Origin of the sequence: Streptomyces sp. NPDC127084, assembly GCF_042724175.1 — a bacterium.
Lineage (GTDB): Bacteria > Actinomycetota > Actinomycetes > Streptomycetales > Streptomycetaceae > Streptomyces.
Genome location: NZ_JBHXFA010000019.1, coordinates 36,723 through 61,381, shown reverse-complemented (window position 1 = coordinate 61,381; position 24,659 = coordinate 36,723). Strand labels below are relative to the sequence as shown.

General features: G+C 70.2%; 23 protein-coding genes and 1 pseudogene. 17 read left to right on the top strand and 7 right to left on the bottom strand.

Annotated features, from left to right (window positions below; genetic code table 11):
• Nucleotides 1–63: 63 nt before the first annotated feature.
• Both aceB and ACFWI9_RS07390 read right to left on the bottom strand, forming a co-directional pair.
• Nucleotides 64–1,695 (bottom strand): malate synthase A, encoded by a 1,632-nt coding sequence (gene aceB / locus ACFWI9_RS07395; RefSeq protein ID WP_387159562.1) that lies wholly within the window; start codon nucleotides 1,693–1,695, stop codon nucleotides 64–66.
• 192 nt (nucleotides 1,696–1,887) lie between these two features.
• Nucleotides 1,888–2,514: an NTP transferase domain-containing protein gene (locus ACFWI9_RS07390; RefSeq protein ID WP_387159561.1), complete on the bottom strand. Its 627-nt coding sequence runs from the start codon at nucleotides 2,512–2,514 to the stop codon at nucleotides 1,888–1,890.
• Nucleotides 2,515–2,814: 300 nt separating this feature from the next.
• Between ACFWI9_RS07390 and ACFWI9_RS07385 the strand changes: the two are divergent.
• Both ACFWI9_RS07385 and ACFWI9_RS07380 read left to right on the top strand, forming a co-directional pair.
• Nucleotides 2,815–3,123, top strand: a pseudogene (locus ACFWI9_RS07385) (DUF5955 family protein); the annotation flags it as partial.
• Nucleotides 3,124–3,557: 434 nt separating this feature from the next.
• Nucleotides 3,558–4,082 (top strand): GNAT family N-acetyltransferase, encoded by a 525-nt coding sequence (locus tag ACFWI9_RS07380; RefSeq protein WP_387159560.1) that lies wholly within the window; start codon nucleotides 3,558–3,560, stop codon nucleotides 4,080–4,082.
• Here ACFWI9_RS07380 and ACFWI9_RS07375 read toward each other — a convergent pair.
• Nucleotides 4,051–4,500, bottom strand: a complete 450-nt coding sequence (locus ACFWI9_RS07375) for a hypothetical protein (protein WP_387159559.1) — start codon at nucleotides 4,498–4,500, stop codon at nucleotides 4,051–4,053. The two genes, ACFWI9_RS07380 and ACFWI9_RS07375, sit on opposite strands and share 32 nt — an antisense overlap.
• A 56-nt stretch (nucleotides 4,501–4,556) precedes the next feature.
• Between ACFWI9_RS07375 and ACFWI9_RS07370 the strand changes: the two genes are divergently transcribed.
• Complete coding sequence (locus ACFWI9_RS07370; RefSeq protein ID WP_387159558.1) at nucleotides 4,557–5,270, top strand: class I SAM-dependent methyltransferase; 714 nt, start codon at nucleotides 4,557–4,559, stop codon at nucleotides 5,268–5,270.
• A gap of 275 nt (nucleotides 5,271–5,545) precedes the next feature.
• Here ACFWI9_RS07370 and ACFWI9_RS07365 read toward each other — a convergent pair whose 3' ends face one another.
• Entirely contained in the window at nucleotides 5,546–6,373 is an 828-nt protein-coding gene (locus tag ACFWI9_RS07365) for an IclR family transcriptional regulator (RefSeq protein ID WP_387159557.1), read from the bottom strand.
• 206 nt (nucleotides 6,374–6,579) lie between these two features.
• Between ACFWI9_RS07365 and allB the strand changes: the two genes are divergently transcribed.
• Together allB and alc are read left to right on the top strand one after the other, a co-directional pair.
• Nucleotides 6,580–7,917: an allantoinase AllB gene (gene allB, locus ACFWI9_RS07360; protein ID WP_387159555.1), complete on the top strand. Its 1,338-nt coding sequence runs from the start codon at nucleotides 6,580–6,582 to the stop codon at nucleotides 7,915–7,917.
• Between the two features lie 4 nt (nucleotides 7,918–7,921).
• Complete coding sequence (gene alc / locus ACFWI9_RS07355; protein ID WP_387159554.1) at nucleotides 7,922–9,049, top strand: allantoicase; 1,128 nt, start codon at nucleotides 7,922–7,924, stop codon at nucleotides 9,047–9,049.
• A gap of 63 nt (nucleotides 9,050–9,112) precedes the next feature.
• On the opposite strand, the gene galE is transcribed toward alc, so the two are convergent.
• Entirely contained in the window at nucleotides 9,113–10,108 is a 996-nt protein-coding gene (gene galE / locus ACFWI9_RS07350; RefSeq protein WP_387159552.1) for a UDP-glucose 4-epimerase GalE, read from the bottom strand.
• Between the two features lie 101 nt (nucleotides 10,109–10,209).
• A complete protein-coding gene (locus ACFWI9_RS07345; protein WP_387159551.1) occupies nucleotides 10,210–11,214 on the bottom strand; it encodes a Gfo/Idh/MocA family oxidoreductase in 1,005 nt (334 codons plus the stop codon).
• 184 nt (nucleotides 11,215–11,398) lie between these two features.
• On the opposite strand from ACFWI9_RS07345, the gene ACFWI9_RS07340 reads away from it, so the two are divergent.
• The 4 genes from ACFWI9_RS07340 to ACFWI9_RS07325 all read left to right on the top strand — a co-directional run bounded on the left by ACFWI9_RS07340 (nucleotide 11,399) and on the right by ACFWI9_RS07325 (nucleotide 15,151).
• Complete coding sequence (locus ACFWI9_RS07340; RefSeq protein ID WP_387159572.1) at nucleotides 11,399–12,118, top strand: GntR family transcriptional regulator; 720 nt, start codon at nucleotides 11,399–11,401, stop codon at nucleotides 12,116–12,118.
• A gap of 176 nt (nucleotides 12,119–12,294) precedes the next feature.
• Complete coding sequence (locus tag ACFWI9_RS07335) at nucleotides 12,295–13,266, top strand: sugar ABC transporter substrate-binding protein (RefSeq protein WP_387159570.1); 972 nt, start codon at nucleotides 12,295–12,297, stop codon at nucleotides 13,264–13,266.
• The gene (locus ACFWI9_RS07330) at nucleotides 13,263–14,336 is read left to right on the top strand and encodes an ABC transporter permease (protein WP_387159549.1); all 1,074 of its coding nucleotides are present in this window, start codon (nucleotides 13,263–13,265) and stop codon (nucleotides 14,334–14,336) included. The genes ACFWI9_RS07335 and ACFWI9_RS07330 overlap by 4 nt, the downstream gene beginning before the upstream one ends.
• Nucleotides 14,333–15,151: an ATP-binding cassette domain-containing protein gene (locus ACFWI9_RS07325; RefSeq protein WP_387159548.1), complete on the top strand. Its 819-nt coding sequence runs from the start codon at nucleotides 14,333–14,335 to the stop codon at nucleotides 15,149–15,151. The genes ACFWI9_RS07330 and ACFWI9_RS07325 overlap by 4 nt, the downstream gene beginning before the upstream one ends.
• Nucleotides 15,152–15,166: 15 nt before the next feature.
• Here ACFWI9_RS07325 and ACFWI9_RS07320 read toward each other — a convergent pair whose 3' ends face one another.
• Nucleotides 15,167–16,087 carry a YhjD/YihY/BrkB family envelope integrity protein gene (locus ACFWI9_RS07320; protein ID WP_387159547.1) on the bottom strand — a complete coding sequence of 307 codons (921 nt, stop codon included), beginning with the start codon at nucleotides 16,085–16,087 and terminating at the stop codon, nucleotides 15,167–15,169.
• Nucleotides 16,088–16,242: 155 nt separating this feature from the next.
• Between ACFWI9_RS07320 and ACFWI9_RS07315 the strand changes: the two genes are divergently transcribed.
• The 8 genes from ACFWI9_RS07315 to ACFWI9_RS07280 all read left to right on the top strand — a co-directional run.
• Complete coding sequence (locus tag ACFWI9_RS07315) at nucleotides 16,243–16,914, top strand: GAP family protein (RefSeq protein WP_387159546.1); 672 nt, start codon at nucleotides 16,243–16,245, stop codon at nucleotides 16,912–16,914.
• Nucleotides 16,915–17,036: 122 nt separating this feature from the next.
• Nucleotides 17,037–17,501 carry a DUF6325 family protein gene (locus ACFWI9_RS07310; protein WP_387159545.1) on the top strand — a complete coding sequence of 155 codons (465 nt, stop codon included), beginning with the start codon at nucleotides 17,037–17,039 and terminating at the stop codon, nucleotides 17,499–17,501.
• A gap of 41 nt (nucleotides 17,502–17,542) precedes the next feature.
• Nucleotides 17,543–17,827, top strand: coding sequence for an SHOCT domain-containing protein (locus ACFWI9_RS07305; protein ID WP_387159544.1), 285 nt, complete (start codon nucleotides 17,543–17,545; stop codon nucleotides 17,825–17,827).
• A gap of 63 nt (nucleotides 17,828–17,890) precedes the next feature.
• Entirely contained in the window at nucleotides 17,891–19,279 is a 1,389-nt protein-coding gene (locus ACFWI9_RS07300) for a chloride channel protein (protein WP_387159543.1), read from the top strand.
• 14 nt (nucleotides 19,280–19,293) lie between these two features.
• Nucleotides 19,294–20,208 carry a cyclase family protein gene (locus ACFWI9_RS07295; protein WP_387159569.1) on the top strand — a complete coding sequence of 305 codons (915 nt, stop codon included), beginning with the start codon at nucleotides 19,294–19,296 and terminating at the stop codon, nucleotides 20,206–20,208.
• Nucleotides 20,209–20,222: 14 nt separating this feature from the next.
• Nucleotides 20,223–21,839: a GMC oxidoreductase gene (locus ACFWI9_RS07290; RefSeq protein WP_387159542.1), complete on the top strand. Its 1,617-nt coding sequence runs from the start codon at nucleotides 20,223–20,225 to the stop codon at nucleotides 21,837–21,839.
• 189 nt (nucleotides 21,840–22,028) lie between these two features.
• Nucleotides 22,029–22,823 carry an SDR family oxidoreductase gene (locus tag ACFWI9_RS07285; RefSeq protein ID WP_387159567.1) on the top strand — a complete coding sequence of 265 codons (795 nt, stop codon included), beginning with the start codon at nucleotides 22,029–22,031 and terminating at the stop codon, nucleotides 22,821–22,823.
• 375 nt (nucleotides 22,824–23,198) lie between these two features.
• On the top strand, nucleotides 23,199–24,659 hold a 1,461-nt coding region (locus tag ACFWI9_RS07280; protein ID WP_387159541.1), incomplete at its 3' end, for a cytochrome ubiquinol oxidase subunit I.

Sequence of the window (24,659 nt, the reverse complement as noted above, 5' to 3'; positions counted from 1 at the left end):
GCGGCCCCGGGAAAGTCCCTGGGCCACTCGGACAAGTGCGCTGCTGTGTCGGGGAGATGAGGGTCAGCCCTTGAGCTGCTCGTACGCCGGGAGCGTCAGGAAGTCCGCGTAGTCGGCGTCCAGCGAGACCCGCAGCAGCAGGTCGTGGGCCTGCTGCCAGTTGCCGGCCGTGAAGGCCTCCTCACCGATCTCGGCGCGGATCGCGGCGAGTTCCGCGGCGGCGACCTCACGGGCCAGCTCAGGGGTGGCCCGGACGGTCCTGCCGTCGTGCTCGAACTCCACACCCGCGTTGATCCACTGCCAGATCTGGGAGCGGGAGATCTCGGCGGTGGCGGCGTCCTCCATCAGATTGAAGATGGCGACGGCGCCGAGACCGCGCAGCCACGCCTCGATGTAGCGGATACCGACCTGGACGGCGTTGCGCAGGCCCTCGTAGGTGGGCCTGGCGTCCAGGGAGTCGATGGCGATCAGGTCGCCGGGCGCCACCGAGACGTCCTCGCGCAGCCGGTCCTTCTGGTTGGGCTTGTCGCCGAGCACCGCGTCGAAGGAAGCCATCGCGATGGGGACCAGGTCCGGGTGGGCGACCCAGGAGCCGTCGAAGCCGTCCCCGGCCTCGCGGTCCTTGTCCGCCTTGACCTTCTCGAAGGCGACCTTGTTGACCTCGGGGTCCTTGCGGGAGGGGATGAAGGCGGCCATGCCGCCGATGGCATGGGCGCCGCGCTTGTGGCAGGTGCGCACCAGTAGTTCGGTGTACGCGCGCATGAACGGGGCTGTCATCGTGACCGCGTTGCGGTCCGGAAGGACGAACTTCGCACCGCCGTCACGGAAGTTCTTGACGATGGAGAAGAGATAGTCCCAGCGGCCAGCGTTGAGGCCCGCGGCGTGGTCGCGGAGCTCGTAGAGGATCTCCTCCATCTCGTAGGCGGCCGTGATCGTCTCGATCAGCACGGTGGCGCGGACGGTGCCCTGCGGGATGCCGACGTAGTCCTGTGCGAAGACGAAGATCTCGTTCCAGAGGCGGGCCTCGAGGTGGGACTCGGTCTTGGGGAGGTAGAAGTACGGGCCCCTGCCGAGGTCGATCAGCCGCTTGGCGTTGTGGAAGAAGTACAGACCGAAGTCCACCAGCCCACCCGGCACCGGGCGGCCGTCGACGCGCACATGGCGCTCATCGAGGTGCCAGCCGCGGGGGCGCATGACGACGGTGGCGAGCTCGTCGGCGGGTCGCAGGGCGTACGACTTGCCGCTGCCGGGGTCCGTGAAGTCGATCCGGCGCTCGTAGGCGTCGATCAGATTGAGCTGACCCAGGATCACGTTCTCCCAGGTCGGCGCGGAAGCGTCCTCGAAGTCGGCGAGCCAGACGCGGGCGCCCGAGTTCAGGGCGTTGATGGTCATCTTGCGGTCGGTGGGACCGGTGATCTCGACCCTGCGGTCGTTGAGCGAGGCCGGTGCCGGTGCCACCTTCCAGCTCTCGTCCGCGCGGATCCCGGCGGTCTCCGCAAGGAAGTCGAGCGTGCTGGTCCGGGCGATCTCGGCGCGCCGCTCGGCGCGGCGGGCGAGAAGCTCGTCACGTCGGGGAGTGAACCGGCGGTGCAGCTCGGCGACGAAGGCGAGTGCCGCTTCGGTCAGCACCTCCTCCTGCCGGGGCAGCGGCTCGGCGTCGACGGTGGCCGGCGAGGACGGCGCTGGTGCGGACATGAGTGGTCACTTCCTTCAGCGAGCTCGGCAAGGCACTCGGTGCCAGGGCTTGGTGCTGCGCTCTCCGGACCCGTTCGGGGCGGAGAATGCTTCTGAACAGTGGATAGTAGTTACCGCATGGTGGAAGTTCAATGTTTTGTTGATGTCGAGATTCTCCGGGTCGACACAACGCGGCGCTCGGTGCCACCTCGCTCACTCCAGGTGCCCCAGGTCCTCCGGAGTGTCGATGTCATACGGCTCGGCCACATCCGCGCACTCCACGAGGGTGATCTCCGCCTCGTGCGCCCTCAGGTACTCCCGGGCCCCGCGGTCGCCCGCGGCGCTCGCGGCCACCGTCTCCAAGCGGGAGGACCCGAAGAGCACCGGATGGCCGCGCCGCCCCTCGTACGCCGCCGACACCAGCGCCGACTCGAGTGCCGGCGGGGAGCCACCCGCGGCGACCACCCGGGCGACCGCCGCCGCGCCGATGCCCGGCTGGTCCACCAGTGAGACGAGGACCGCGTCCGGCGGCTCCCCGCCCGCCGCTGCCAGGGCGGCGAGTCCGACGCGCAGCGAGGAGCCCATCCCCTCCTCCCAGTCCGCGTTGACGGAGACGCCGCAGCCCGGCAGATCGGCCTCCCGCAGCACCTGATCGGCAGCCGCGCCCAGCACCACATGCACGGAGCGGCAGCCCCCCGCGCGCAGCACGCGCACCGCGTTCTCCACCAGGGGACGTCCCCGGTACTCCAACAGCGCCTTGGGCCGGCCACCGAGCCGCCGTCCGCCTCCGGCGGCCAGTACCAGTCCCGCGACCTGCGGTTTCTGTGAGGTGTGAACCATGCTCCTTGCTTACCCCATCAAAGGCCCGGATGGCGGGGCGACGCTTCGGCGGCGTTGCATAAGGTGCCCCTCAGGTAACGGAGTTCACCTTTCAGCCCCGAACCGGGCCCCAGTGACCACGGCTCGCTCGACCTCGCCCGTGCGGCGCAGGGCGCTCGACGTGGACACATCGGGCTGAAACTGGTCCTTCCGAGTGGCGAAGCCGGCGTTCCATGGCGTTGACTTGCCCGCGTCCCAAGACGTCTGTCCACCGTCCGGCGGGTCACAGGCCGGGCGCCGGGAGGTGCGAGGGGGAGTGCGGTGCTGCGGAGCGTGAGGCAGACGCGAGTCACCGGGAGCGGTGCGGATCCAAGGGTGGCGGAGCTCGGCTCCGCTGTCTCCCGGCTGCGCCGCGAGCTTGCCGGGTATCCGGTCGAATTCACCGATCGGGCCATCGCGGAGGACGAACTCGCCGCGATGGCCGCGATGGCCGCGACGGCGGACGGAGCGCTGCCGGAGATCCGGCGGCTGCGTCGCTCGCTGCTCCTCGTCGTCGGCTCGCTCGGCTCGGTGAGCGCGCTCGCGACCGGCCTCAGCGGGGTGCGCCGGGCGGTGGAGCTTTTCGGTGAGTCCATCAGCGAGCTGTGTGGCGACAGGAACGGCGACCTCGGCGGGGGGCCGCGCGGCGGCGGCCTTGCCGGGGGTTCGTACGGGAGCGGCGCGTGCGAGGGTGGGGAATCGTACGAAAGTGGCGCGTGCGGTGGCGGTGCCGATCGCGCCGGCCCCCACGGCAGCGGTGGGGTCGGCGATCCCGCGCACTGACCAAAGTCACGCCCCGCGTAACAGGGCCGGGGCCGTGCGCTGGGCCGGTCGCCGCCCCCGAACCCGAGGTTCCCCCGAATTCGCACGGTAGCGATCCGGGCGCGAAGAGTAGCGGAAATGGCCTGAACCCCGCTTGAGTCGGCCTTGCCGGGGCAAAAGACTTCTGCTGTGCCTGAGATGGACGGCGTTCACACGGGGGCCACGGCACACCCATCGCGTTCGCAAGGCAAGGAGAAGTCGGCATGCCCGACGGCATCGCCCGTGGCACCGGACACCCGATCACCCTGACCGACGGCACCACCACCCGCACCAGGGAGATGACCCCCGCCGATCTCGCGCCCGTTCAGGCGCTCCACCGGCGCTGCTCGCCCGACAGCCGGGCCCGGCGCTATCACACCGGAAAACCCGAACTATCCCGTGCCGGCTGGCGGTTGCTTTGTGATCCGAGGCGGGGTACCACTCTCGTCACCACTCCGGCCCAGCACGTCGACCACATCATCGCCATGACCAGCGTCATGCGCACCGACCGGCAGGGCGTGGGGGAGCTGGCTGTACTGGTCGAGGACACCTGGCAGTTCAGGGGCCTTGGTACCGCCCTGGCCGCCCATGCCGCCGAAGTGGCCCGCAGCCAGGGGCATCACACGCTGACGGCCACCGTCGCCGTCGACAACGCGCCGATGCTGCATGTGCTGGGAAGCCTTGACGCACCGCCCGCCCTCGAGTCGAACGGACCGGTCATCGATGTCCGGATCCCCTTATGTGGCTGATGAGGGGGAAGCACCAGGCGGCTGCCGCCGCCAGCGCGGCGGCCGCCATCAGGGCGACCATCGGCGCCTCGGGCCGCCAGCCGAGCGTCAACCGAGTCCCGAGCCAGGTCGTCCCGATGGCGATCGCCTCCGGAGCGAAGATCGGCACCCGCGCCGCGACGGCCCGCAGCAGTGCGGCCGACAGCAGCCCGATCACGGTCCAGGCCGCGAGGTAGGGCAGCAGCGGCCCGGGCGCGGTGCTGGGCAGGCCGTACTCCTCAGGGCCGATACGGAATCGGCCACTCGACCAGCCGAGCAGCACACCGATCGGCGCCATGGCCACCACCCACAGAGCATGGCGCCACAGCGGTCCGGGCCTGACCGTCTCCTCGTCGGCGTCGTCCATGTGGTACCCGTGGGGATTCAGTTCTTCGATCACGGACGGAAGGACGCCCCCGGCCCGCGCGGGGTTGCCAACCCGTAGGCTGGGAAGCGATGTCCAACACTCCTGAGCGCCCCACCCTGCGCGAACTCGCCGTCCAGGCCCTGTCCTCCGTCGAGCGCGGCTATGACCTGCTTGCGCCGAAGTTCGACGCGACTTCCTTCCGTACGCCTGAGCGTGTCCTCGACGAGGTACTCCGGGCACTTCGGCCACTCGGCCCGTTCCGGCACGGGCTCGATGTCTGCTGCGGCACGGGAGCGGGCGTGCGGGTGCTGGGGGAGGTGTGCGACGGGCGGGTCGTCGGCGTCGACTTCAGTACGGGCATGCTGTCCGAGGCCCGGAGCGACTTCCCCGCGGCGGACTGGGTACGGGCCGATGTGCGGGCCATGCCGTTCGCACCGGCCTTCGATCTGGCCATGAGCTTCGGGGCGTTCGGGCACTTCCTGCCCAGTGAGCGGCCGCGGCTGTTCACCCAGGTGCACTCGACGCTGCGGCCCGGCGGCGTGTTCGCCTTCCCGATCGGGGCGCCCGCACGGCCGGGTAGCCGGCCGTACTGGGCGATGCTCGGTTTCGACGCGGCAATGCGGGTGCGCAACGCGGTGTGGTGGCCTCGGTTCGTGATGTACTACCGCACCTTTCCACTCGGCGGGGTGCTGGAAGACCTCGCCCGGGTCGGGTTCGACGTGGAGCTGCGCCCGCTGACCGGACTGGGGCGGCGGGACGACGGGAGTCCGCGCGCCGCGCTCGTGGTGGCGCGCAAGCGCTGAGCGCCGCCGGGCTGTTGGGTACCGCCTGGGCCCGCTGGGTTCCCTGGAGCGGTGTTGGGCATGCCTGGCCTGCTGGAGCGCGTTGGGCGCGCCGGATCCCCGAGTGCGTCGGATCCACCGGGTCCACCGCAGGGCGCGTCGGGTCGTTGGGCGGTGCTCGGGCCCGCTGCGCGTGGGGGAGTGTCGTCCATCCGCCGAGTGCCTGCGGACCCTCCGCGCGCGCCGGGCAGGGACGGGACCTGCTGGAGCGGCCGGAACCGCCGACCCGCTGGGGGTCAGCCCTGCGATGGCGCCGACGTGCTCGCGAGGGCCTCGGACAGCTCCCGCGCGACCGTCTGGAGCACCGGGACGATCCGTTCCGTGGCCACGTCGGTCACGCGCCCCGCGGGGCCCGAGATCGAGATCGCGGCGGCCGTCGGCGAATCGGGCACCGAGACGGCGAGGCAGCGCACCCCGATCTCCTGCTCGTTGTCATCCACCGCGTAGCCGGTGCTGCGGACCAGCTCCAGGGCGGCCAGAAAGGCATCCGGCGTGGTGATGGTCTTGTCGGTGGCCGCCGGCATCCCGGTCCTGGCCAGCAGGGCCCGTACCTCCTCCGGTGGAGTGTGGGCGAGCAGCGCCTTGCCCACACCGGTGGAGTGCGGCAGGACCCGCCGGCCGACCTCGGTGAACATCCGCATGGAATGCTTCGACGGGACCTGCGCGACGTACACGATCTCGTCCCCGTCGAGCAGCGCCATGTTGGCCGTCTCGCCCGTCTCCTCGACCAGCCGGGCGAGATAGGGGCGGGCCCAGGTGCCGAGCAGTCGCGAGGCCGACTCGCCGAGCCGGATGAGCCGGGGACCGAGGGCATAGCGCCGGTTCGGTTGCTGGCGTACGTAGCCGCAGGCGACGAGGGTGCGCATCAGCCGGTGGATGGTAGGCAGCGGGAGCCCGCTACTTGCGGAGAGTTCGCTCAGTCCGACCTCGCCACCGGCGTCGGCCATCCGCTCCAGCAGGTCGAAGGCGCGCTCCAGTGACTGGACGCCGCCGCCACCGTTGCTCGTGGCGGGCTTGGCCGCACCGGCGGCGGCCGAGGTGCTGCTGGAGCTGGACGTCGGCACGGCGGCGGTCCTTTCAGACGGGCAGATGTGCTGTCAGCCTATCGGGCTGTCTGGCGACCTTGCTTTTGCTTTACGGAATCCTATTTCCGCTGGTCGGAAGTTTCAAGACGCGGCATGCCGCAGGCCGGGCCTTGACGGGGTGGAGTCCTGGGTGAAGACTTCTTCAACAGATCGTTGAATTTTTCGCTCTGCGTAGGAGGCGTGGGATGGCCGGTGTGCACCTGGTGGTGCGTTCGACACGCGTCGTCACTCCCGAGGGGACCCGAGCCGCGTCCATCGCCGTGCGCGGCGAGGAGATCGCCGCCGTGCTGCCGTACGACGCCGAGATCCCGGCCGGTGCGCGCCTTGAGGACTTCGGGGACGATGTCGTACTCCCCGGCCTCGTCGACACGCACGTCCATGTGAACGACCCCGGCCGTACCGAGTGGGAGGGCTTCTGGACGGCCACCCGGGCCGCCGCCGCGGGCGGTATCACCACCCTGGTGGACATGCCGCTCAACTCCCTTCCGCCCACCACCACCGTCGATCACCTGCGGATCAAGCAGCGTACGGCAGAACCCAAGGTCCATGTGGACACCGGTTTCTGGGGCGGGGCCATTCCCGAGAACACCGCCGATCTACGCCCCCTGCACGACGCCGGTGTCTTCGGCTTCAAATGCTTCCTCTCCCCGTCGGGCGTCGAGGAGTTCCCCGAGCTCGACCAGAAGCAGCTCGCCCGCTCCCTGGCCGTGATCGCGGGCTTCGGCGGACTGCTGATCGTGCACGCCGAGGACCCGCACCACCTCGCGGCCGCCCCGCAGTGCAGCGGACCCGCGTACGCCGGCTTCCTCGCCTCCCGCCCGCGCGACGCCGAGAACACCGCGATCGGGCTGCTGATCGAGCAGGCCCGGCGGCTGGATGCCCGCGTCCATGTCCTGCACCTGTCATCCGGTGACGCACTGCCGTTGATCGCGAAAGCCAAGGCGGACGGCGTGCGGATCACCGTCGAGTCCTGCCCCCACTTCCTCAGCCTCACCGCGGAGGAAGTCCCCGACGGGGCAACCGAGTTCAAGTGCTGCCCGCCCATCCGCGAGGCCGCGAACCAGGACGTGCTCTGGCAGGGGCTCGCCGACGGGACGATCGACTGCGTCGTCTCCGACCACTCGCCCTGCACCACCGACCTGAAGACACCCGACTTCGGCTCCGCCTGGGGCGGAATCTCCTCACTCCAGCTCGGCCTCCCCGCCATCTGGACCGAGGCCCGCAGGCGCGGCCACAGCCTGGAGGACGTGGCGCGCTGGATGTCCTCCGCGCCCGCACGGCTCGCCGGCCTCGACCGCAAGGGCGCCATCGAGCCGGGCCGCGACGCCGATTTCGCCGTGATCGCACCCGATGAGACCTTCACCGTCGACCCCGCTGAACTCCACCACCGCAACCAGGTCACCGCCTACGCGGGCAAGACTCTGCACGGTGTCGTGAGGTCGACATGGCTGCGCGGGGCGCGGATCGTGGAGAACGGAACCCTCGCCGAGCCGTCCGGCCGGCTGATCGAAAGGAGCACCTGAGACAGTGGCGATACCGTCCTACACCGGCGATGCGAACCCCTACGGCGGCGGAGACCCGTACGCCGACTACCGTACGCCCGGCCCGTCGGGCTTCCCGTTCAGCCAGTACGCCGACCTCGCCGACCGCGGTCTCGGCGCGGGCGTCATCGCCGCCAACGACGAGTTCTTCGCCGAACGCGAGAATCTGCTCAAGCCGGGAGCCGCCGAGTTCGACCCGGAGCACTTCGGCCACAAGGGCAAGATCATGGACGGCTGGGAGACCCGCCGCCGCCGCGGCACCGGCGCCGACGAGCCGCACCCCACCGACACCGACCACGACTGGGCCCTGATCCGGCTCGGAGCTCCCGGCGTGGTCCGCGGCATCGTGGTGGACACCGCCCACTTCCGGGGCAACTACCCGCAGTCGGTGTCCGTCGAGGCGGCCTGCGTGCCCGGCTCGCCCTCCCCGGAGACCCTACTCGGCGACGACATCACCTGGACCACCCTCGTTCCGCGCACCCCCGTCGGCGGCCACGCGGCCAACGGCTTCACCGTCGACGTCGAACAGCGCTTCACCCATCTGCGCCTCAACCAGCATCCGGACGGCGGCGTCGCCCGGCTGCGGGTGTACGGAGAGGTCGCACCGGACCCCGAGTGGCTCCGCATACTCGGCACGTTCGACGTCGTGGCGCTGGAGAACGGCGGCCGGGTCGAGGACGCGTCCGACCGCTTCTACTCCCCGGCCACCAACACCATCCAGCCAGGCAGGTCCCGGAAGATGGACGACGGCTGGGAGACCCGACGGCGCCGCGACAAGGGCAACGACTGGATCCGCTACCGGCTGGTGGAGCAGTCCGAGATCCGCGCGGTCGAGATCGACACCGCCTACCTCAAGGGCAACAGCGCGGGCTGGGCCGAACTCTCGGTACGCGACGGTGAGACAGGCGAGTGGACCAAGGTGCTGCCGCGCACCCGCCTCCAGCCCGACACCAACCACCGTTTCGCGCTGGACACCCCGGCCGTCGGCACGCATGTGCGTATCGACATCTTCCCGGACGGCGGAATCTCCCGGCTGCGACTGTTCGGCTCCCTCACTGCCCAGGGCGCGACCGCCCTGGCCGCCCGCCACGAGGAACTCGGCGGCGCGGGCTGACCCCGCGAGGAACCGGCGAAGCCGGCCGACGCCGCCGAACCCACGCGGGCACGTCGCCCGGGGTCAGTCCCCGAGCCGCTCGTCCCGGATCCTGATCCACTCCAGGGCGGACCGGATCCCGTCCTCCAAGGACAGCTCGGACGTCCACCCGAGGAGCCGTTCGGCCCGGTCGCTCGCCGTGTAGCCACCGGCCACGTCACCGGGCCGCCGTTCCGCGTCGACCGTCACGAGCGGAGTGCCGACAACACGGTTGAAGGCTTCGCACAGCTCCCGCACGGTGGTGCCGGAGCCGGTGCCCAGGTTGATCGCCATCGAGCGCTCCGACCCCGTCAGAAGGGAGTCGAAGCGCTCGATCGCGGCGACATGGGCTGCAGCGAGGTCCCAGACATGTACATAGTCCCGGATCCCCGTGCCATCGCGCGTCGGGTAGTCCGTACCCGTGATCTGGAACGCCGTGCCCTGCTCATGCGCCTCAAGCAGCTTGCCCAGAGCGTGGCTGGGCCGCTTGAGCTGAAGTCCGGTGCGCATCTTCGGGTCGGCGCCGACCGGATTGAAGTACCGCAGGCTGAGTACGCGCAGCTGCCCGGCGGCGGCCATGTCCGCGAACATCTCCTCGCACACCGCCTTGGTCCGCGCGTATGGACTCTGCGGGCGCAGCGGGGAGTTCTCATCGACGGGCGAGCCGTCCTCGGCCTGGTAGACGGACGCCGACGAGCTGAAGATCAGCCGGTCGCAGCCGTTCCTGCGCAGATGGCGCACGAAGTCGAGGCTCTTCCCCACGTTCGCCTCGTAGTAGCCGATGGGGTCCGCGACCGAGTCCGGGACCACGATCAGAGCCGCGCAGTGCACGACGGCGGAGATATCCGGGTGCTCGGCGAAGATCCGGTCGATCAGCGCACCGTCGCTGATGTCGCCCTCGTAGGAGATCCGGCCGTCCATGAACTCGCGGCGGCCGGTGACCAGTCCGTCCAGGATCACCGGGGTGATCCCCGCGTCCAGGCAGGCGGAAGCCACGGTGCTTCCGATGTAGCCGGCCCCACCGGCGATGAGAACACGCACGAGCTCTCCTTCACTTCTGGCGATCCGTCATCGTAGCCATGCGCGGAGTGCGCCGGCTGCCCGTCACCTGGTGACGGGCGGCAGCAGGCGGTACCCGGGTCTCACAGCCCCGGGATCTCCGCCATCGGTACCGGTCTGCGCTCCCGCCGTGACAGCTCGCATGCCTCGGCGATGCGCAGCGCCTCCAGGGCCTCCCGGCCGTCGCACGGGTTGTCGAGCCCGCCGAGGGCGACCTGGATGAACGTCGCCAACTCGGCCTCGTAGGCCGGGGCGAAGCGCTCAAGGAAGCCCGTCCAGGGCTTGTCGGCGGCCGGTGGGCCCTTGGGCTCCGTGGAGGAGATCGGCGTACGGTCGTCCAGGCCCACCACGACCGTGTCGGACTCCCCGCACAGTTCCATGCGTACGTCGTAGCCCGCGCCGTTGCAGCGTGTGGCAGTGGCGGAGACGAGGGTGCCGTCGTCCAGGGTCAGCACCGCGGCCGCGGTGTCCACATCGCCTGCCGCGCGGAACATGGGGTCCCCGGCGTCCGAACCCGTGGCGTACACCTCCACGACCTCACGGCCCGTGATCCAGCGCAGGATGTCGAAATCGTGGATCAGGCAGTCGCGGTAGAGCCCACCGGACAGCGGAAGGTATTCGGCGGGCGGCGGCGCCGGGTCCGCGGTGATCGCCCGGATGGTGTGCAGCCGACCGAGCTCGCCCGAACGCACGAGGTCACGGGCTTTGCCGAAGCCCGCGTCGAAGCGGCGCATGAAGCCGAGCTGGAGCACGGTGCCCGCGTCGGCCACCTCGCGCAGCGCGCCCAGGGTTCCGGCCAGGTCCACCGCGATCGGTTTCTCGCAGAAGGCGGGCAGCCCCGCGCGGGCGGCCCGGCCGATCAGATCGGCGTGGGAGGCGGTGGCGGATGCGATCACGACGGCGTCGACGCCCCACTTGAAGATCTCGTCCACGGAGGGCGCCGCGGTGGCGCCGATCCGGGTGGCGACCGCGCGCGCCCGCTGGGCGTCGGTGTCCGCGACCACCAGGGCGCCGACCTCGCGATGACGGCTGAGGACGCCCGCATGGAACGTTCCGATACGTCCGGTTCCGATGAGTCCGATGCGCATGGCCCCAAGGTGGGGCCGCCTCGGAGCCATGTCAAGCATTTGTCCTGACAATCGAACTGCACAACTTCCCGTCAATAGGACGTACGACTACGCTCGCAGCGTGCCCAAGCAGCCCCGAGAGCCCAGAGATCCCCGAGAATCGCCGGACGCGACGACGGGCGCGGCCACGGCGCTCCGGCTGGGGGTGGATCGCAGCAGCCCGGTCCCTCTCTACTTCCAGCTGTCCCAGCAGCTCGAAGCGGCCATCGAGCACGGCACGCTCACCCCCGGCAGCCTGCTGGGCAACGAGATAGAGCTCGCGGGCCGGCTCGGTCTCTCCCGGCCCACCGTTCGCCAGGCCATCCAGTCGCTCGTCGACAAGGGGCTGCTGGTGCGCCGCCGGGGTGTGGGCACCCAGGTGGTCCACAGCCAGGTCAGACGGCCGCTGGAGCTGAGCAGCCTTTACGACGACCTTGAGGCGGCCGGTCAGAGTCCGGCCACGACCGTGCTCCGCAACACCCTCGAACCAGCCCCCGCGGAGGTCGCCGCCGCCCTCGGTGTACCGGAGGGGAGCGAGGTGCACCTGGTGGAGCGGCTGCGGTACGCGCACGGGGAACCCATGGCACATCTGCGAAACCACCTTCCGGCCGGGCTGCTGCCACTCGACACCGACCGGCTCGAAGCCACCGGCCTCTACCGGATGATGCGCGCGGCGGGGATCACCCTCCACAGCGCCCGCCAGTCCGTCGGTGCCCGGGCCGCCACCGCCGACGAGGCCGGTCAGCTCGCCGAGGAGCCCGGTGCGCCGCTGCTGACCATGCGGCGCACCACGTACGACGACACCGGACGCGCGGTCGAGTTCGGCTCGCATGTGTACAGGGCGTCGCGCTACGCCTTCGATTTCCAGCTTCTGGTGCGCCCATAGGTTCGATCCGGGGCCTCCAGGGATACAGATCCACCTGGAGTGCGGAACCGAGGCCACAAGCGGAACGAGAGGTGCGCGGCGTCGTGACAAACGCGGCAGAGGCGACAGGGGCGGCGAGGCCGGGTGGACCGCCGAGGGCTCGCACAGGGGTGCGCCGCGTGCTCGGCGCGGTGCTGATGGCCGCGGTGCTCGGCATATCACTCGCGGGATGCAGCGCGACCGGCGGCAAGCGAGCCGAGGACGCGGTCAAGAAGGGGTTGGCCGATGGCCACGCCGCAGTCGACACCCCCCGCTGGACCTTCGCCATGGTCACCCACGCCGGAGCGGGTGACACCTTCTGGGACATCGTCCAGAACGGCGCCAAGCAGGCCGCCGTCAAGGACAACATCAACTTCCTCTACGCCAACAGCGACCAGGGACAGGAGCAGGCGCAGCTGGTCGACTCCTACACCGACAAGAAGGTCGACGGCCTGATCGTCACCCTCGCCAAGCCGGAAGCGATGAAGGCCGCTGTCGCCAGGGCCGTCAAGGCCGGCATCCCGGTGATCACCGTGAACTCCGGCGCCGAGCAGTCCAAGGCCTACGGTGCGATCACCCATATCGGTCAGGACGAGACCATCGCCGGCGAGGCGGTCGGCGACGAGCTGAACAAGCGCGGCCGGAAGAAGGCCCTGTGCGTGGTGCACGAGCAGGGCAACGTCGGCCTTGAACAGCGCTGCGCCGGAGCGATGAAGACCTTCGGCGGCACCATGCAGAAGCTCTATGTGGACGGCACCGACATGCCCGATGTCGAGGCGTCGATCGAGGCCAAGCTCCAGGCCGACAAGTCCATCGACGCGGTGGTCACACTGGGCGCCCCCTTCGCCGCCACCGCGGTCCAGGCCAAGGAGTCCGCGGACAGCAAGGCCGAGATCGACACCTTCGATCTGAACGCCCAGGTCGCCACCGAGCTCCAGGAAGGGAAGGTCGGCTTCGCCGTGGACCAGCAGCCGTACCTCCAGGGCTACGAGGCCGTCGACCTGCTGTGGCTCTACCGCTACAACGCCGATGTGCTCGGCGGCGGCCGGCCCGTGCTCACCGGACCGCAGATCATCACCCGTGCGGACGCCGCCGAACTGAAGGCCTATGCCGAGCGGGGGACCCGATGACCGCGACCGCGCCACCCGGCCGGGAGCGGCCCCGCGAGCCCGGTGCCGGCGCGACCGACGAACGCCTGCTGCACAAGTCGACGCTGAAGAAGCTGCTCGGCAGACCCGAGCTCGGTGCCGTGGTGGGCGCCATCGCCGTCTTCCTCTTCTTCTCCGTCGTCGCGAGCGGCTTCCTGCAGGCCTCCAGCTTCGGCACGGTGCTCTACGCGTCCTCGGTCATCGGCATCATGGCCGTGCCCGTCGCGCTGCTGATGATCGGCGGCGAGTTCGACCTCTCGGCCGGTGTGCTGGTGACCAGCTCCGCGCTGGTCTCCTCGATGTTCTCGTACCAGATGACGGCGAACGTCTGGGTGGGTGTGCTGGTGTCACTGCTGGTCACCCTGGGCATCGGGGTGTTCAACGGGCTGATGCTGACCCGCACCAAGCTGCCCAGCTTCATCATCACGCTCGGTACGTTCCTGATGCTCAGCGGTCTCAATCTCGGCTTCACCCAGCTGATCAGCGGCACGGTGTCCACCCAGTCGATCGCCGACATGGAGGGCTTCGGGTCCGCCAGTGTGCTGTTCGCCTCGCAGCTCACCATCGGCGATACCGAACTCAACGTCACCATCCTGTGGTGGTTCGCCCTGGTAGCCGTCGCCACCTGGATCCTGCTGCGCACCCGCTTCGGCAACTGGATCTTCGCCGTCGGAGGCGGCGCCCACGCCGCCCGCGCGGTCGGCGTGCCCGTCGGTAGGACCAAGATCCTCCTGTACATGGGCGTGGCGTTCTGCGCCTGGATCTCAGGACAGAACCTGCTGTTCTCCTTCGATGTCGTGCAGTCCGGCGAAGGCGTGGGCAATGAGCTGATCTACATCATCGCGGCCGTGATCGGCGGCTGCCTGCTCACCGGCGGCTACGGCTCGGCGATCGGCGCGGCGGTGGGCGCCTTCATCTTCGGCATGACCAGCAAGGGCATCGTGTACGCGGAGTGGGACCCGAACTGGTTCACGTTCTTCCTCGGAGCGATGCTGCTCCTGGCGACCCTGCTCAACGCCTGGGTCCGCAAGCGCGCGGAGGCCACCGCATGACCGACCGGAACGCCCTCGTCGAACTCGACAACGTCAGCAAGTACTACGGGAACATCCGCGCCCTCGAAGACGTCTCGCTGGAGGTACACGCGGGCGAGATCAGTTGCGTGCTCGGCGACAACGGCGCCGGGAAGTCCACCCTGATCAAGATCATCGCCGGCCTGCACCGGCATGACACCGGGACCTTCGCGATCGAGGGCGAGGAGACCACCCTCGGCTCCCCGCGCGAGGCGCTCGACCGGGGTATCGCCACCGTCTACCAGGACCTCGCCGTCGTCCCGCTGATGCCGGTCTGGCGCAACTTCTTCCTGGGCTCCGAGCCGACCACGGGCAGCGGCCCGTTCAGGCGCCTCGACGTGCGGCGGATGCGCGAGACGACCAGCGCCGAACTACGGCGCATGGGCATCGACCTGCGCGATGTGGACCAGCCCATCGGCACGCTGTCCGGGGGCGAGCGGCAGTGCGTCGCAATCGCCAGGGCCGTCTACTTCGGGGCCAAGGTGCTGGTCCTGGACGAGCCCACGGCCGCACTCGGCGTCAAGCAGTCCGGAGTCGTGCTCAAGTACGTGGCCGCCGCGCGGGACGCCGGCCTCGGCGTCGTACTGATCACCCACAACCCGCACCACGCCTATCTCGTCGGCGACCGGTTCGTACTGCTCAAGCGCGGCACGATGGTGGGCAGCTACGGCAAGCCGGAGATCACGCTGGACGAGCTCACCCGACAGATGGCGGGCGGCAGCGAACTCGAAGACCTCCGTCACGAACTCGAGCGCGCCCCCGCGCCCAGGCATCTGGGCGGGCACCCGGACCGGTGACGCGGTCAGCCCTCGCTACCGGGCGCGGCTGGGCTCCGGTGTGCCCAGCCGCCGGGCCAGCCAGGGCTCGCGGGCCAGCACCGCTCCTGCCGTGATGCCCAGGGCGATGGCCACGCACAGCACGATCAGCCAGGACAGCAGCGTGAACACCGGCCCCAGCGCCCCGTACTCGGACAGGCTCCGGTTCAGCGCCCGGGGCATGTAGAACCTGCTGGTGATCGACAGCACCGTGGTGACGGCTCCGGTCAGCACCGCCCCCGGCAGCAGCGGACGCCAGCCGACCAGACCGCCGAGCAGGAGATGCTGCGACCACCACCAGAGCAGGATCTGGGTGAGCAGGGTGACGGGCACGGCCAGCCACAGCCCGGTGCCGAAACCCTCGCGTACGGGTGCCTGCACGATCAGCACGGCCAGCCACACGCCGATCCAGGCCACCCAGCGCCAGGGGGCGATCTTGGCGCCCGTGCGCGGGATCAGCCAGGCGCGCTTGCACAGGCGCTGCATCGCGCGACTGCACGCGGTGGCGGACAGCAGCACGATCAGCGCGCCGATGACGCCGGTGGCCTGCCGCAGACCGTCGTCCTTCGCGGACTTGTAGACATGCTCCAGTTGGGCCTGTGCCGGGCCGGTGAGCCCGAAGATCGCCTGTACTGAGTTCATGAGCTGGTCGCGCACGGCCTCGGGAGCGAACGACCCCACGACGAAGAGCAGCGGGATCGCGGTCAGGAAGCACTGTGCGGCGAGGCGCGTGGCGGAGTCGAAGATGTTCACGGCGACCATACGGGTCGTCAGCCGTGTCATCACGGGGAAGCGGGCCTCGGTCCGTGTGACGAGGGCGCGCAGGGAGGCCCCGTACGCATGGAACCGGGCCGTCCACCACGCCGGGTGGGGGAAGCCCGCAGCCCCGCGCCGCGGGGCGCTGCTTCCCGGGGGCATGGCCGCTCCTTCCCTGCTGGGTCCAGGGTGGGGGACGGGGGCGGCGACGGCATCTCGGAGATCGCGCGGCGCCGGGCGGCTCTGTTTTGCGGGAGCCCGCCACCGGGGGCGACCATGAACGAGCGGCCGACCGGACGAGCGGAGAGGGGCGTGGCATGGTCCTCGACCTGCTCCTCATCGGCTTGGCCATCACCCTCGACCCGCTGCCGATCATGGCCTTCGTGCTGGTGCTCTCCGCGCGCAAGGGCATCTGGAAGGGCCTTGTCTTCCTGCTCGCCTGGCTGGCGAGCCTGGTCGCGGTGATCGCCGCCGTGCTCCTGATGACCGGCGGGCAGCCGCCACCGCCGAGGTCCCCGCCATCGACCACGGGGCTCGCGATCAAGCTCGCCATCGGCGTCGGCCTCGTCCTGTACGGCGTCCACCGGCGGCGTCGGCACGGCTCCGGTTCGCCCCGCAGGAAGCGCGCGTCCGGTAGGGACAAGCCGCCCCTGACCACCAGACTGGACCAGGCGTCACCGTGGGCCGTGGCAGGTCTCGCCTGCTTCCTGCAACCGTGGGGCATGGTCGCCGCGGCGGCAACCGTGGTCATCGAGGCCGACCTGTCCCATTTCAGTACGTATCTGATCCTGTTCGGCTTCTGCCTTCTCGCCAGCGCGAGCCTGCTGGCCGCCGAGCTGTACATGATCTTCGCGCCCAAGGTCGCCGAGGCCCGGCTGAAGCGGCTTCGGGCCTGGCTCCAGCGACATCAGGAGCCGGCCATCGTCTTCGGCTGTCTGCTGCTCGGGCTGTGGCTGACGGGTAACAGCATCTACCAACTGACGAGCTGACCTGAGGTGCGAAGCACCCAGCCGAGTGCTGCAATGGCAAGCAGGGTGCCGTGCTCCCCGGATCGGCCGCGTCGTGGCCACCGAGCCGCCCCGGACCGCTGACGCGTTGGCAAGGAGTGGTCATGATCGATGACGTCGAAGAACTGGGGCCCGTCGACTATCTGGTCGTGGAATTCCCCGGCAACCGTATGACGGGCGAGGGCCTGCCCCTGCTCATCGATCTGGCCGACCGCCAGATCATCCGCATTCTCGACCTGTTGTTCGTGGGCAAGGAAACCGACGGAACCCTCACGGTCATGGAGCTGTCCGACATCGACGGCGATGTGGACCTGACCGTGTTCGAGGGTGTCTCGTCGGGGCTGCTCGGCCAGGACGACCTGGACGAGGCGGGCGCCGTCATCGAGCCGGGCAACTCCGCCGCCGTCCTCGTGTACGAGAACACCTGGGCCGCTCCGTTCGCCCGGGCGATGCGGCGCAGTGGCGCGCAGCTGGTGGCCGGGGGCCGGATCCCGGTACAGGCTCTGCTCGCCTCGCTGGACGCGGTCGAAGAGGGCGGCATGCCCGGCCAGGAGGCGTCAGCGGCCTGATCCCGTATCTTCCGCACCTTCGCATCCACTGGGAGATCAACATGCCAGGTCTCATCCGCGGTGTCGCCCGTACCGCCGTGATCGCGGGAACCGCCACGGCCGTTTCCAACCGTGTCTCACGACGCCAGCAGGGCCGCTGGGCCCAGCAGGGCGAACAGCAGCAGCAACAGCAACAGCAGCAGGCCGAAGCCCCGCCGACAGCGCTCACCCCCGACGACGAGCTGAGCAGCAAGATCGACAAGCTCAAGGAGCTCGGTGAGCTGAAAGCCCAGGGGCTGCTCACCGAAGAGGAGTTCGCCGTCGAGAAGCAGAAGGTCCTCGCCTGACACCTGAGCCACGACGACGCGCGTCACGCGGACACCTCGGGGGGCCGGGAAGGGACGACCCCCATGACACAGCCGCGGCCCAGGGCTGCCGCCTCCGGCGGCGGCACCCAGCCGGAGGAGGCGGACCGGCTGCGGGAGCTGCTGCGCACCCCGAGCTACCGCAAGACGCTGGTGTTCTCCGCGCTGCTCGGCATCCCCGTGTCGCTGATCGCGTTCTGGTTCCTCGTGGCGTTGCACGAGCTGGAACACCTGGTGTGGGACACCCTCCCTGAGACGCTCGGTTGGTCCATGCCGCCCTGGTGGTGGCCCCTGGTACTGCTGCCTATCGCCGGTCTCATCGTCTCCTGGGTCGTCCTCCGGCTGCCGGGCGCGGGTGGCCATATCCCGGCGTACGGGCTCCAGCCGGGCGGCGCGACCTCGCAGGCCCTCCCGGGCGTGGTCATCGCGGCGGTGGCGAGCCTGCCACTGGGCGCGACCCTGGGCCCCGAGGCACCACTGATCGCCCTGGGCGGCGGTCTCGCCCTGCTGTTCAGGGAACTCACCCGGGCGCCCACAACACCGCAGAGCATCGCCCTGCTCGGTGCGGCGGGTGCCGCGGCCGCCATCGCGGCGATCTTCGGCAACCCGGTCATCGGCGCCGTACTGCTGATGGAGGTCATCGGCGTCGGCGGCCCGCAGCTGTTCGCGATCATGCTTCCGGCGCTGCTCTCCAGCGGAGTGGGCGCGCTGGTGTTCACCGGCTTCGGCCGCTGGACCGGTCTCGACACGGCGAGTCTGCGGCTGAAACTGTCCGGCCCGTTCCCCCATCTGGACGCCGGGGATGTGCTCTGGGCGCTGCTCGTCGCCGCCGTGATCGGCGCGGTGGTGCACTACGTCTTCACGGCCGGACGGTACTTCGCCGCCCTGGTCGCCGCGCGCACCGTCCGTACGACCGTGCTGTGCGCACTGGGCGCCGGGGTCTGCGCCGCCCTGTACACGCTGCTCACGGACCGCTCACCTGCCGATGTCGCCTCGTCCGGCCAGGCCGCGATGGTGCAGCTCTCGGCGCACCCCCAGTCCTTCGGGATCGCCGTGCTGGTCGCCGTCCTGGTGTTCAAGGGCGCCGCCTACGCGCTCTGCCTCGGCAGTCTGCGGGGCGGTCCGGTGTTTCCCGCGCTGTTCTTCGGCGCGGCGGCCGGTGTGCTCGCGGCGCCCCTGCCCGGTCTGGGCTTCATCCCCGGAATGGCCGCCGGTATGGCGGCGGCTTCCGCGGCGGCGCTGCGGCTGCCGGTCAGCAGCGTGGTGCTGGTGGTGATGCTGCTTGGCAGCGTCTCGATGATCCCCGTGGTGATCCTGGCTGCCGTGGTCGCCTTCGTCGTCACGGAACTCCTGCCCGCGGGGCCGGGCGTCGCCCCCGGTGGCCCGCCACCGGCACAACCGGACCGGGCGGCCGGGGCGCGGGGAGCGGCGTGAGCACACCCGAGCGTATGAGCCAGGACGCGTTCCGGACCCTGTACGAGCGGCTGCGCGAGCAGACCCGGCAGGGCCCCGGAGACCGGCGCGGCGCGCTGAACAACCTCACACCGGACCGGATCACGGCCGCGGCGGCGGAGGTCGTCTCGGGACGCGCGGTCTCACTCGCAGCGCCGGTCGAGACCAGGACCGGACCGGACAGCCCCGAACCGGCCGTGCACCGTATGACCGGCCCCGATGCGGACGCCATCGGCTCCCCGGGCCTGGACTTCGCCCGCGACCGCTTCGCCATGAACGTGCACGGCGACTGCGACAGCCATCTCGACGCGCTCTGCCATGTCATCTACGACGGTTCGCTCTACAACGGCGTGCCCGCGTCCACCGTGACCCCGGACGGCGCCACGGCGCTCACCGTCGGTCTCGTCGCGGACGGCATCGTGGGACGCGGAGTGCTGCTGGACATCCCCCGGCTCAGAGGCGTGCCCTGGCTGGAGCCCGGTGACTGTGTGACAGCCGGTGATCTCATGGCCGCCGAGGCCGAGCAGGCTGTACGGACCGGGCCGGGAGACCTGCTGCTGGTCCGGGTCGGACACCGGCTCAGACGCCGTGAGACCGGAGCCTGGGACGTGGCGTCGGCACACGCCGGCCTCCACCCGGAGGCCGTGGAGTTCCTGGCCGAACGGCGGGTCGCGGTGCTGGGCTGCGACGGCAACAACGACACCGCGCCCAGCGCGGTGGAAGGCGTCGCCTTCCCCGTCCATGTGCTGGCCATCCACGCCATGGGCGTGCACCTGATGGACTACCTGCAGTTCGAGGAGCTCGCCCCGCTCTGTGCACGGGAGAACCGCTGGAGCTTTCTGTGCGTCGTCGCCCCGCTGCGGCTGCCCGCCGCCACCGGTTCGCCGGTGAACCCGATCGCGATTCTGTGAGGACGGTGGCCGTCATGAACTCCTTCCCCGACAACGCCGGGCACGTCGCGCCTGATGCCGACCACTACGACGTCATCGTCATCGGCACCGGAGCGGGCGGCGGCACCCTCGCCCACCGCCTCGCCCCCGCCGGAAAGCGCGTACTTCTGCTGGAGCGCGGCGACTACCTGCCACGGGAGCGCGACAACTGGGACTCGACGGCCGTCTTCGTCAAGGGCAAGTACCGCGCCCCCGAGTTCTGGTACGACAAACACGGCAGCTCATTCCCGCCCGAGGTCAACTACTACGTCGGCGGCAACACCAAGTTCTACGGCGCCGCGCTGTTCCGGCTGCGCCCCGAGGACTTCGGCGAAGTGCGCCACCACGGCGGCATCTCCCCGGCCTGGCCGATCCGCTACGAGGACCTGGAGCCGTACTACACCCAGGCCGAGCACCTGTACCTGGTCCACGGCAGACACGGCGAGGACCCGACCGAGGGCCCGGCGAGCAAGCAGTACGCCCATCCGCCCGTCGAACACGAGCCGCGTATCCAGCAGTTGAGCGACGACCTGGAGAAGCGGGGACTGCATCCCTTCCATCTGCCCATCGGCGTCAACCTGCGGCAGGACGAGCACGGCCGGGCCACCCACTCCAGCGTGTGCATCCGCTGCAACAGGGTCGACGGCTTCCCCTGCCTGGTACGCGGAAAGTCCGACGCACAGGTGATCTGCGTGGAACCCGCCCTGGAACACCCCAATGTCGAACTGGTGACCAATGCCCATGTGACGCGTCTGGAGACCGACCCGACCGGGCGCAGCGTCTCCACCGTGGTCACCACACTCGGCGACGGCACCACCGCCAGGCTGTCCGCCGATGTCGTCGTGGTCTCCTGCGGCGCGGTCAACTCGGCCGTACTGCTGCTCGCCTCCGCCAACGACCGCCATCCGGGCGGGCTCGCCAACAGCTCCGGCACCGTGGGCCGCCACTACATGCGGCACAACAACATGGCGCTGATGGCGGTGTCCAAGGAACCCAACGACACCCAGTTCCAGAAGACCCTGGCCCTGCACGACTGGTACCTGGGCGCCGACGACTGGGACTACCCGCTCGGCGGTATGCAGATGCTCGGCAAGTCCGACGCCGAACAGATCCACGGCGAGGCACCGCGCTGGGCCGGCACGGTGTCACCGGACATGCCCTTCGAGGTGCTGGCCCATCACGCCGTCGACTTCTGGCTGTGCGGCGAGGACCTGCCCGCCCCCGACAACCGGGTCACCCTGGACAGGGACGGCGGCATCCACCTCGCCCTGGACGAGAAGAACAACATCGAGGGACTGAACCGGCTGCGGAACAAACTCCAGGGCATGCTGGGCCACCTCGGTATGCACGAGCACCATCTGCTGCCGCACAGCATCTACCTGCACAAGGGCATGCCCATCGGCGCGACCGCCCACCAGGCCGGCACGGTGCGCTTCGGCCACGACCCCGGCAGCTCCGCCCTGGACACCGACTGCAAGGCACACGACCTGGACAACCTCTACGTCGTGGACACGAGCTTCTTCCCGAGCATCGGCGCCGTCAACCCGTCCCTGACGGCCATGGCCAACGCCCTCCGGGTCGGCGACCACATCATCGAGCGCCTGCGCGGTTGAGCCGCCCGGGGGAAGATCGGTCATCCAACGGCGCAACGGGCAGTGCGCCCCAGGCTCCTGACGGGCACCCCGGTGCTTCCGTGACGTGACGCGTGCCCGCGCCGCGCGGCGGACGGCGGGACCGGAGGGACGTACCAGGGAGGCAGCGTGGATTCCCATGCCAGTGCGGCACCGCAGACGGTCGCACCTCTGCTGAAGGGGCAGAAGGCGCTGGTCACCGGAGCGAACTCGGGCATCGGCAAGGCCACCGCCCTCGCACTGGGCCGCGCGGGCGCCGACGTGGTCGTGAACTATGTGGCGGGCCGGGAGGCAGCGGAAGAGGTGGTCGCGCAGATCAACGCGCAGGGCTCGCGCGCCGCCGCCTACGAGGCAGATGTCTCCCAAGAGGCCCAGGTCACGGCCATGATGGACCGGATGGTCGAGGAGTTCGGCACCATCGACATCCTGGTCGCCAACGCCGGACTGCAGCGCGACGCCGCCTTCACCGAGATGACGCTCGCGCAGTGGCAGAAGGTCATCGACGTCAATCTGACCGGCCAGTTCCTGTGCGCACGTGAGGCCACCAAGGAGTTCCTGCGGCGCGGAGTGGTCCCCGCGGTGTCACGTTCCGCCGGGAAGATCATCTGTATGAGCTCGGTGCACCAGATCATCCCCTGGGCCGGACACGTCAACTACGCCTCGTCCAAGGGCGGCGTACAGATGATGATGGAGACCCTGGCCCAGGAGCTGGCACCGAAGAAGATCCGGGTCAACGCCGTCGCCCCCGGCGCGATCAAGACGCCGATCAACACCGACGCCTGGGACACCCCCGCGGCCGAGCAGGACCTGCTGAAGCTCATCCCGTACGGACGGGTCGGCGAACCCGAGGACATCGCCCACGCGGCCGTCGCCCTCGCATCCGACCTCCTGGACTACGTGGTGGGCACCACTCTCTTCGTGGACGGGGGCATGACCCTCTTCCCCGGATTCGCCACGGGCGGATGACGTGCGCCCCCACGGGCTAGGCCGTGTCTGACGAATCCCGCCTGGCCCGCGACGTCTGGCACGCACTCCCCCTGGCTTCTCCACCTGCCTGCGGCGGGGGGAACCCCACCGCCTTGCGATTGCGTCCCCTCGGCCCCTGCGGGCCTGGGGAGGCCCCACCCCCTCGGCCCCTGCGGGCCTTGCGATCCGTCCCCTCGGCCCTTGCGGGCCTGGGGAGGCCCCACCCCCTCGGCCGTTGCGGGCCTGGGGAGGCCCCACCCCCTCGGCCCTTGCGGGCCTGGGGAGGCCCCATGCGCCAGACGCCGCGGGCCCCGCCCTCCGGGCGGACGGCGCTATCTGTCAGACACGACCTAGGCTCGACCACCGAAGGCACATATGCACTACGCGGTCCACCTGCTGGCGGACGCCCGGCTGCTGGCCGACGCGCCCGCCCAACTGCTCCCCGCCAGGGAGCTCATGGCGTTCACACTGGCCTCCCACATCATCCTGGTGCCGATGGGGGTCGCGTTTCCGCTGATCACCCTGATCATGCACTACCGGGGACTGCGCACCGGCGACGCCGTCGCGCTGCTGCTCGCCCGGCGATGGTCGGCCGTGATGGCCGTCCAGTTCGCCGTCGGCGTGGTCACCGGGACCGTGCTGTCCTTCGAGTTCGGGCTGCTCTGGCCAGGGCTGATGGGCCGCTGGGGCGATGTCTTCGGCATCGGGTTCGGAGTGGAGGCCTGGGCGTTCTTCCTCGAAGCGGTCCTCATCGCCATCTACCTTTACGGCTGGCGGAGGTTGCCCGCCCGCACCCACTTCCTGCTCGGTGTGCCGCTGCCGCTGACCGCACTGCTCGGGGCGTTCGGCATCATCGCGGCCAACTCATGGATGAACACACCCCAGGGCTTCACACTCGACGCCGAAGGCAACCCGGTCGACGTCAGTGTCTGGAAGGCCATCTTCACCCCCATGTTCGGGCCTCAGTACTGGCACTTCGTGGTGGCGATGCTCGTCACCGCCGGCTATGTCGTCGCCGGTGTGTACGCCGTCGGCTGGCTGCGCGGGCGCAGGGACCGCTACCACCGGTTGGGCTTCACCGTGCCCTTCACGGTCGCCGCGGTGTTCACGCCCGTGCAGTTCGTGCTCGGCGACTCCATCGCCCGCGCGGTGTTCCAGAAGCAGCCGGTGAAGTTCGCCGCCATGGAGATCGTCTGGGAGACGGACACCCATGTGCCGGAGTACATGTTCGGTCGGCTGCACCCCGACGGAACGGTCTCGGGGGGCATCAAGATCCCTCAACTCGACTCCATCCTCGCCGGGTTCAGCCCCTCCACCAAGGTCACCGGCCTGTCGTCGGTCCCGGCGTCCGACCGGCCCAACGCCACCCAGGCCACCATCGTCCACTGGGCCTTCGACCTCATGGTGGTCATCGGCTCGCTGCTCCTGCTGCTGGCCCTCTGGTACGCCTGGATCTGGTTCCGCAAGCGGCGGCTGCCCGCCTCACGCTGGTTCTACCGCAGTGCCGCATGCGCCGGGGTCGCCTCCGTCGTCGCGGTCGAATGCGGCTGGGTCACCACCGAGGTGGGCCGCCAGCCCTGGATCGTCTACCAGAACATGAGAGTGGCCGAGGCGGTCACCGCGACCAGATCCACCAGCCTCTGGATCATGCTCGGCCTGGTGATCGTCGTGTACGTGTTCATCTTCGGATCGTTCCTGGCCCTGCTGCTCGCGATGCGCACCCGCTGGCGCCAGGCGGACGCGGGAGCGGCCGGGGGGGGGGGGGGGCGCGGGGGGGGGGCCGGGGGGGGGGCCCCCCCGCGCCCGCCCCCCCCCGCCCGCCCCCGAGCGGGCGGC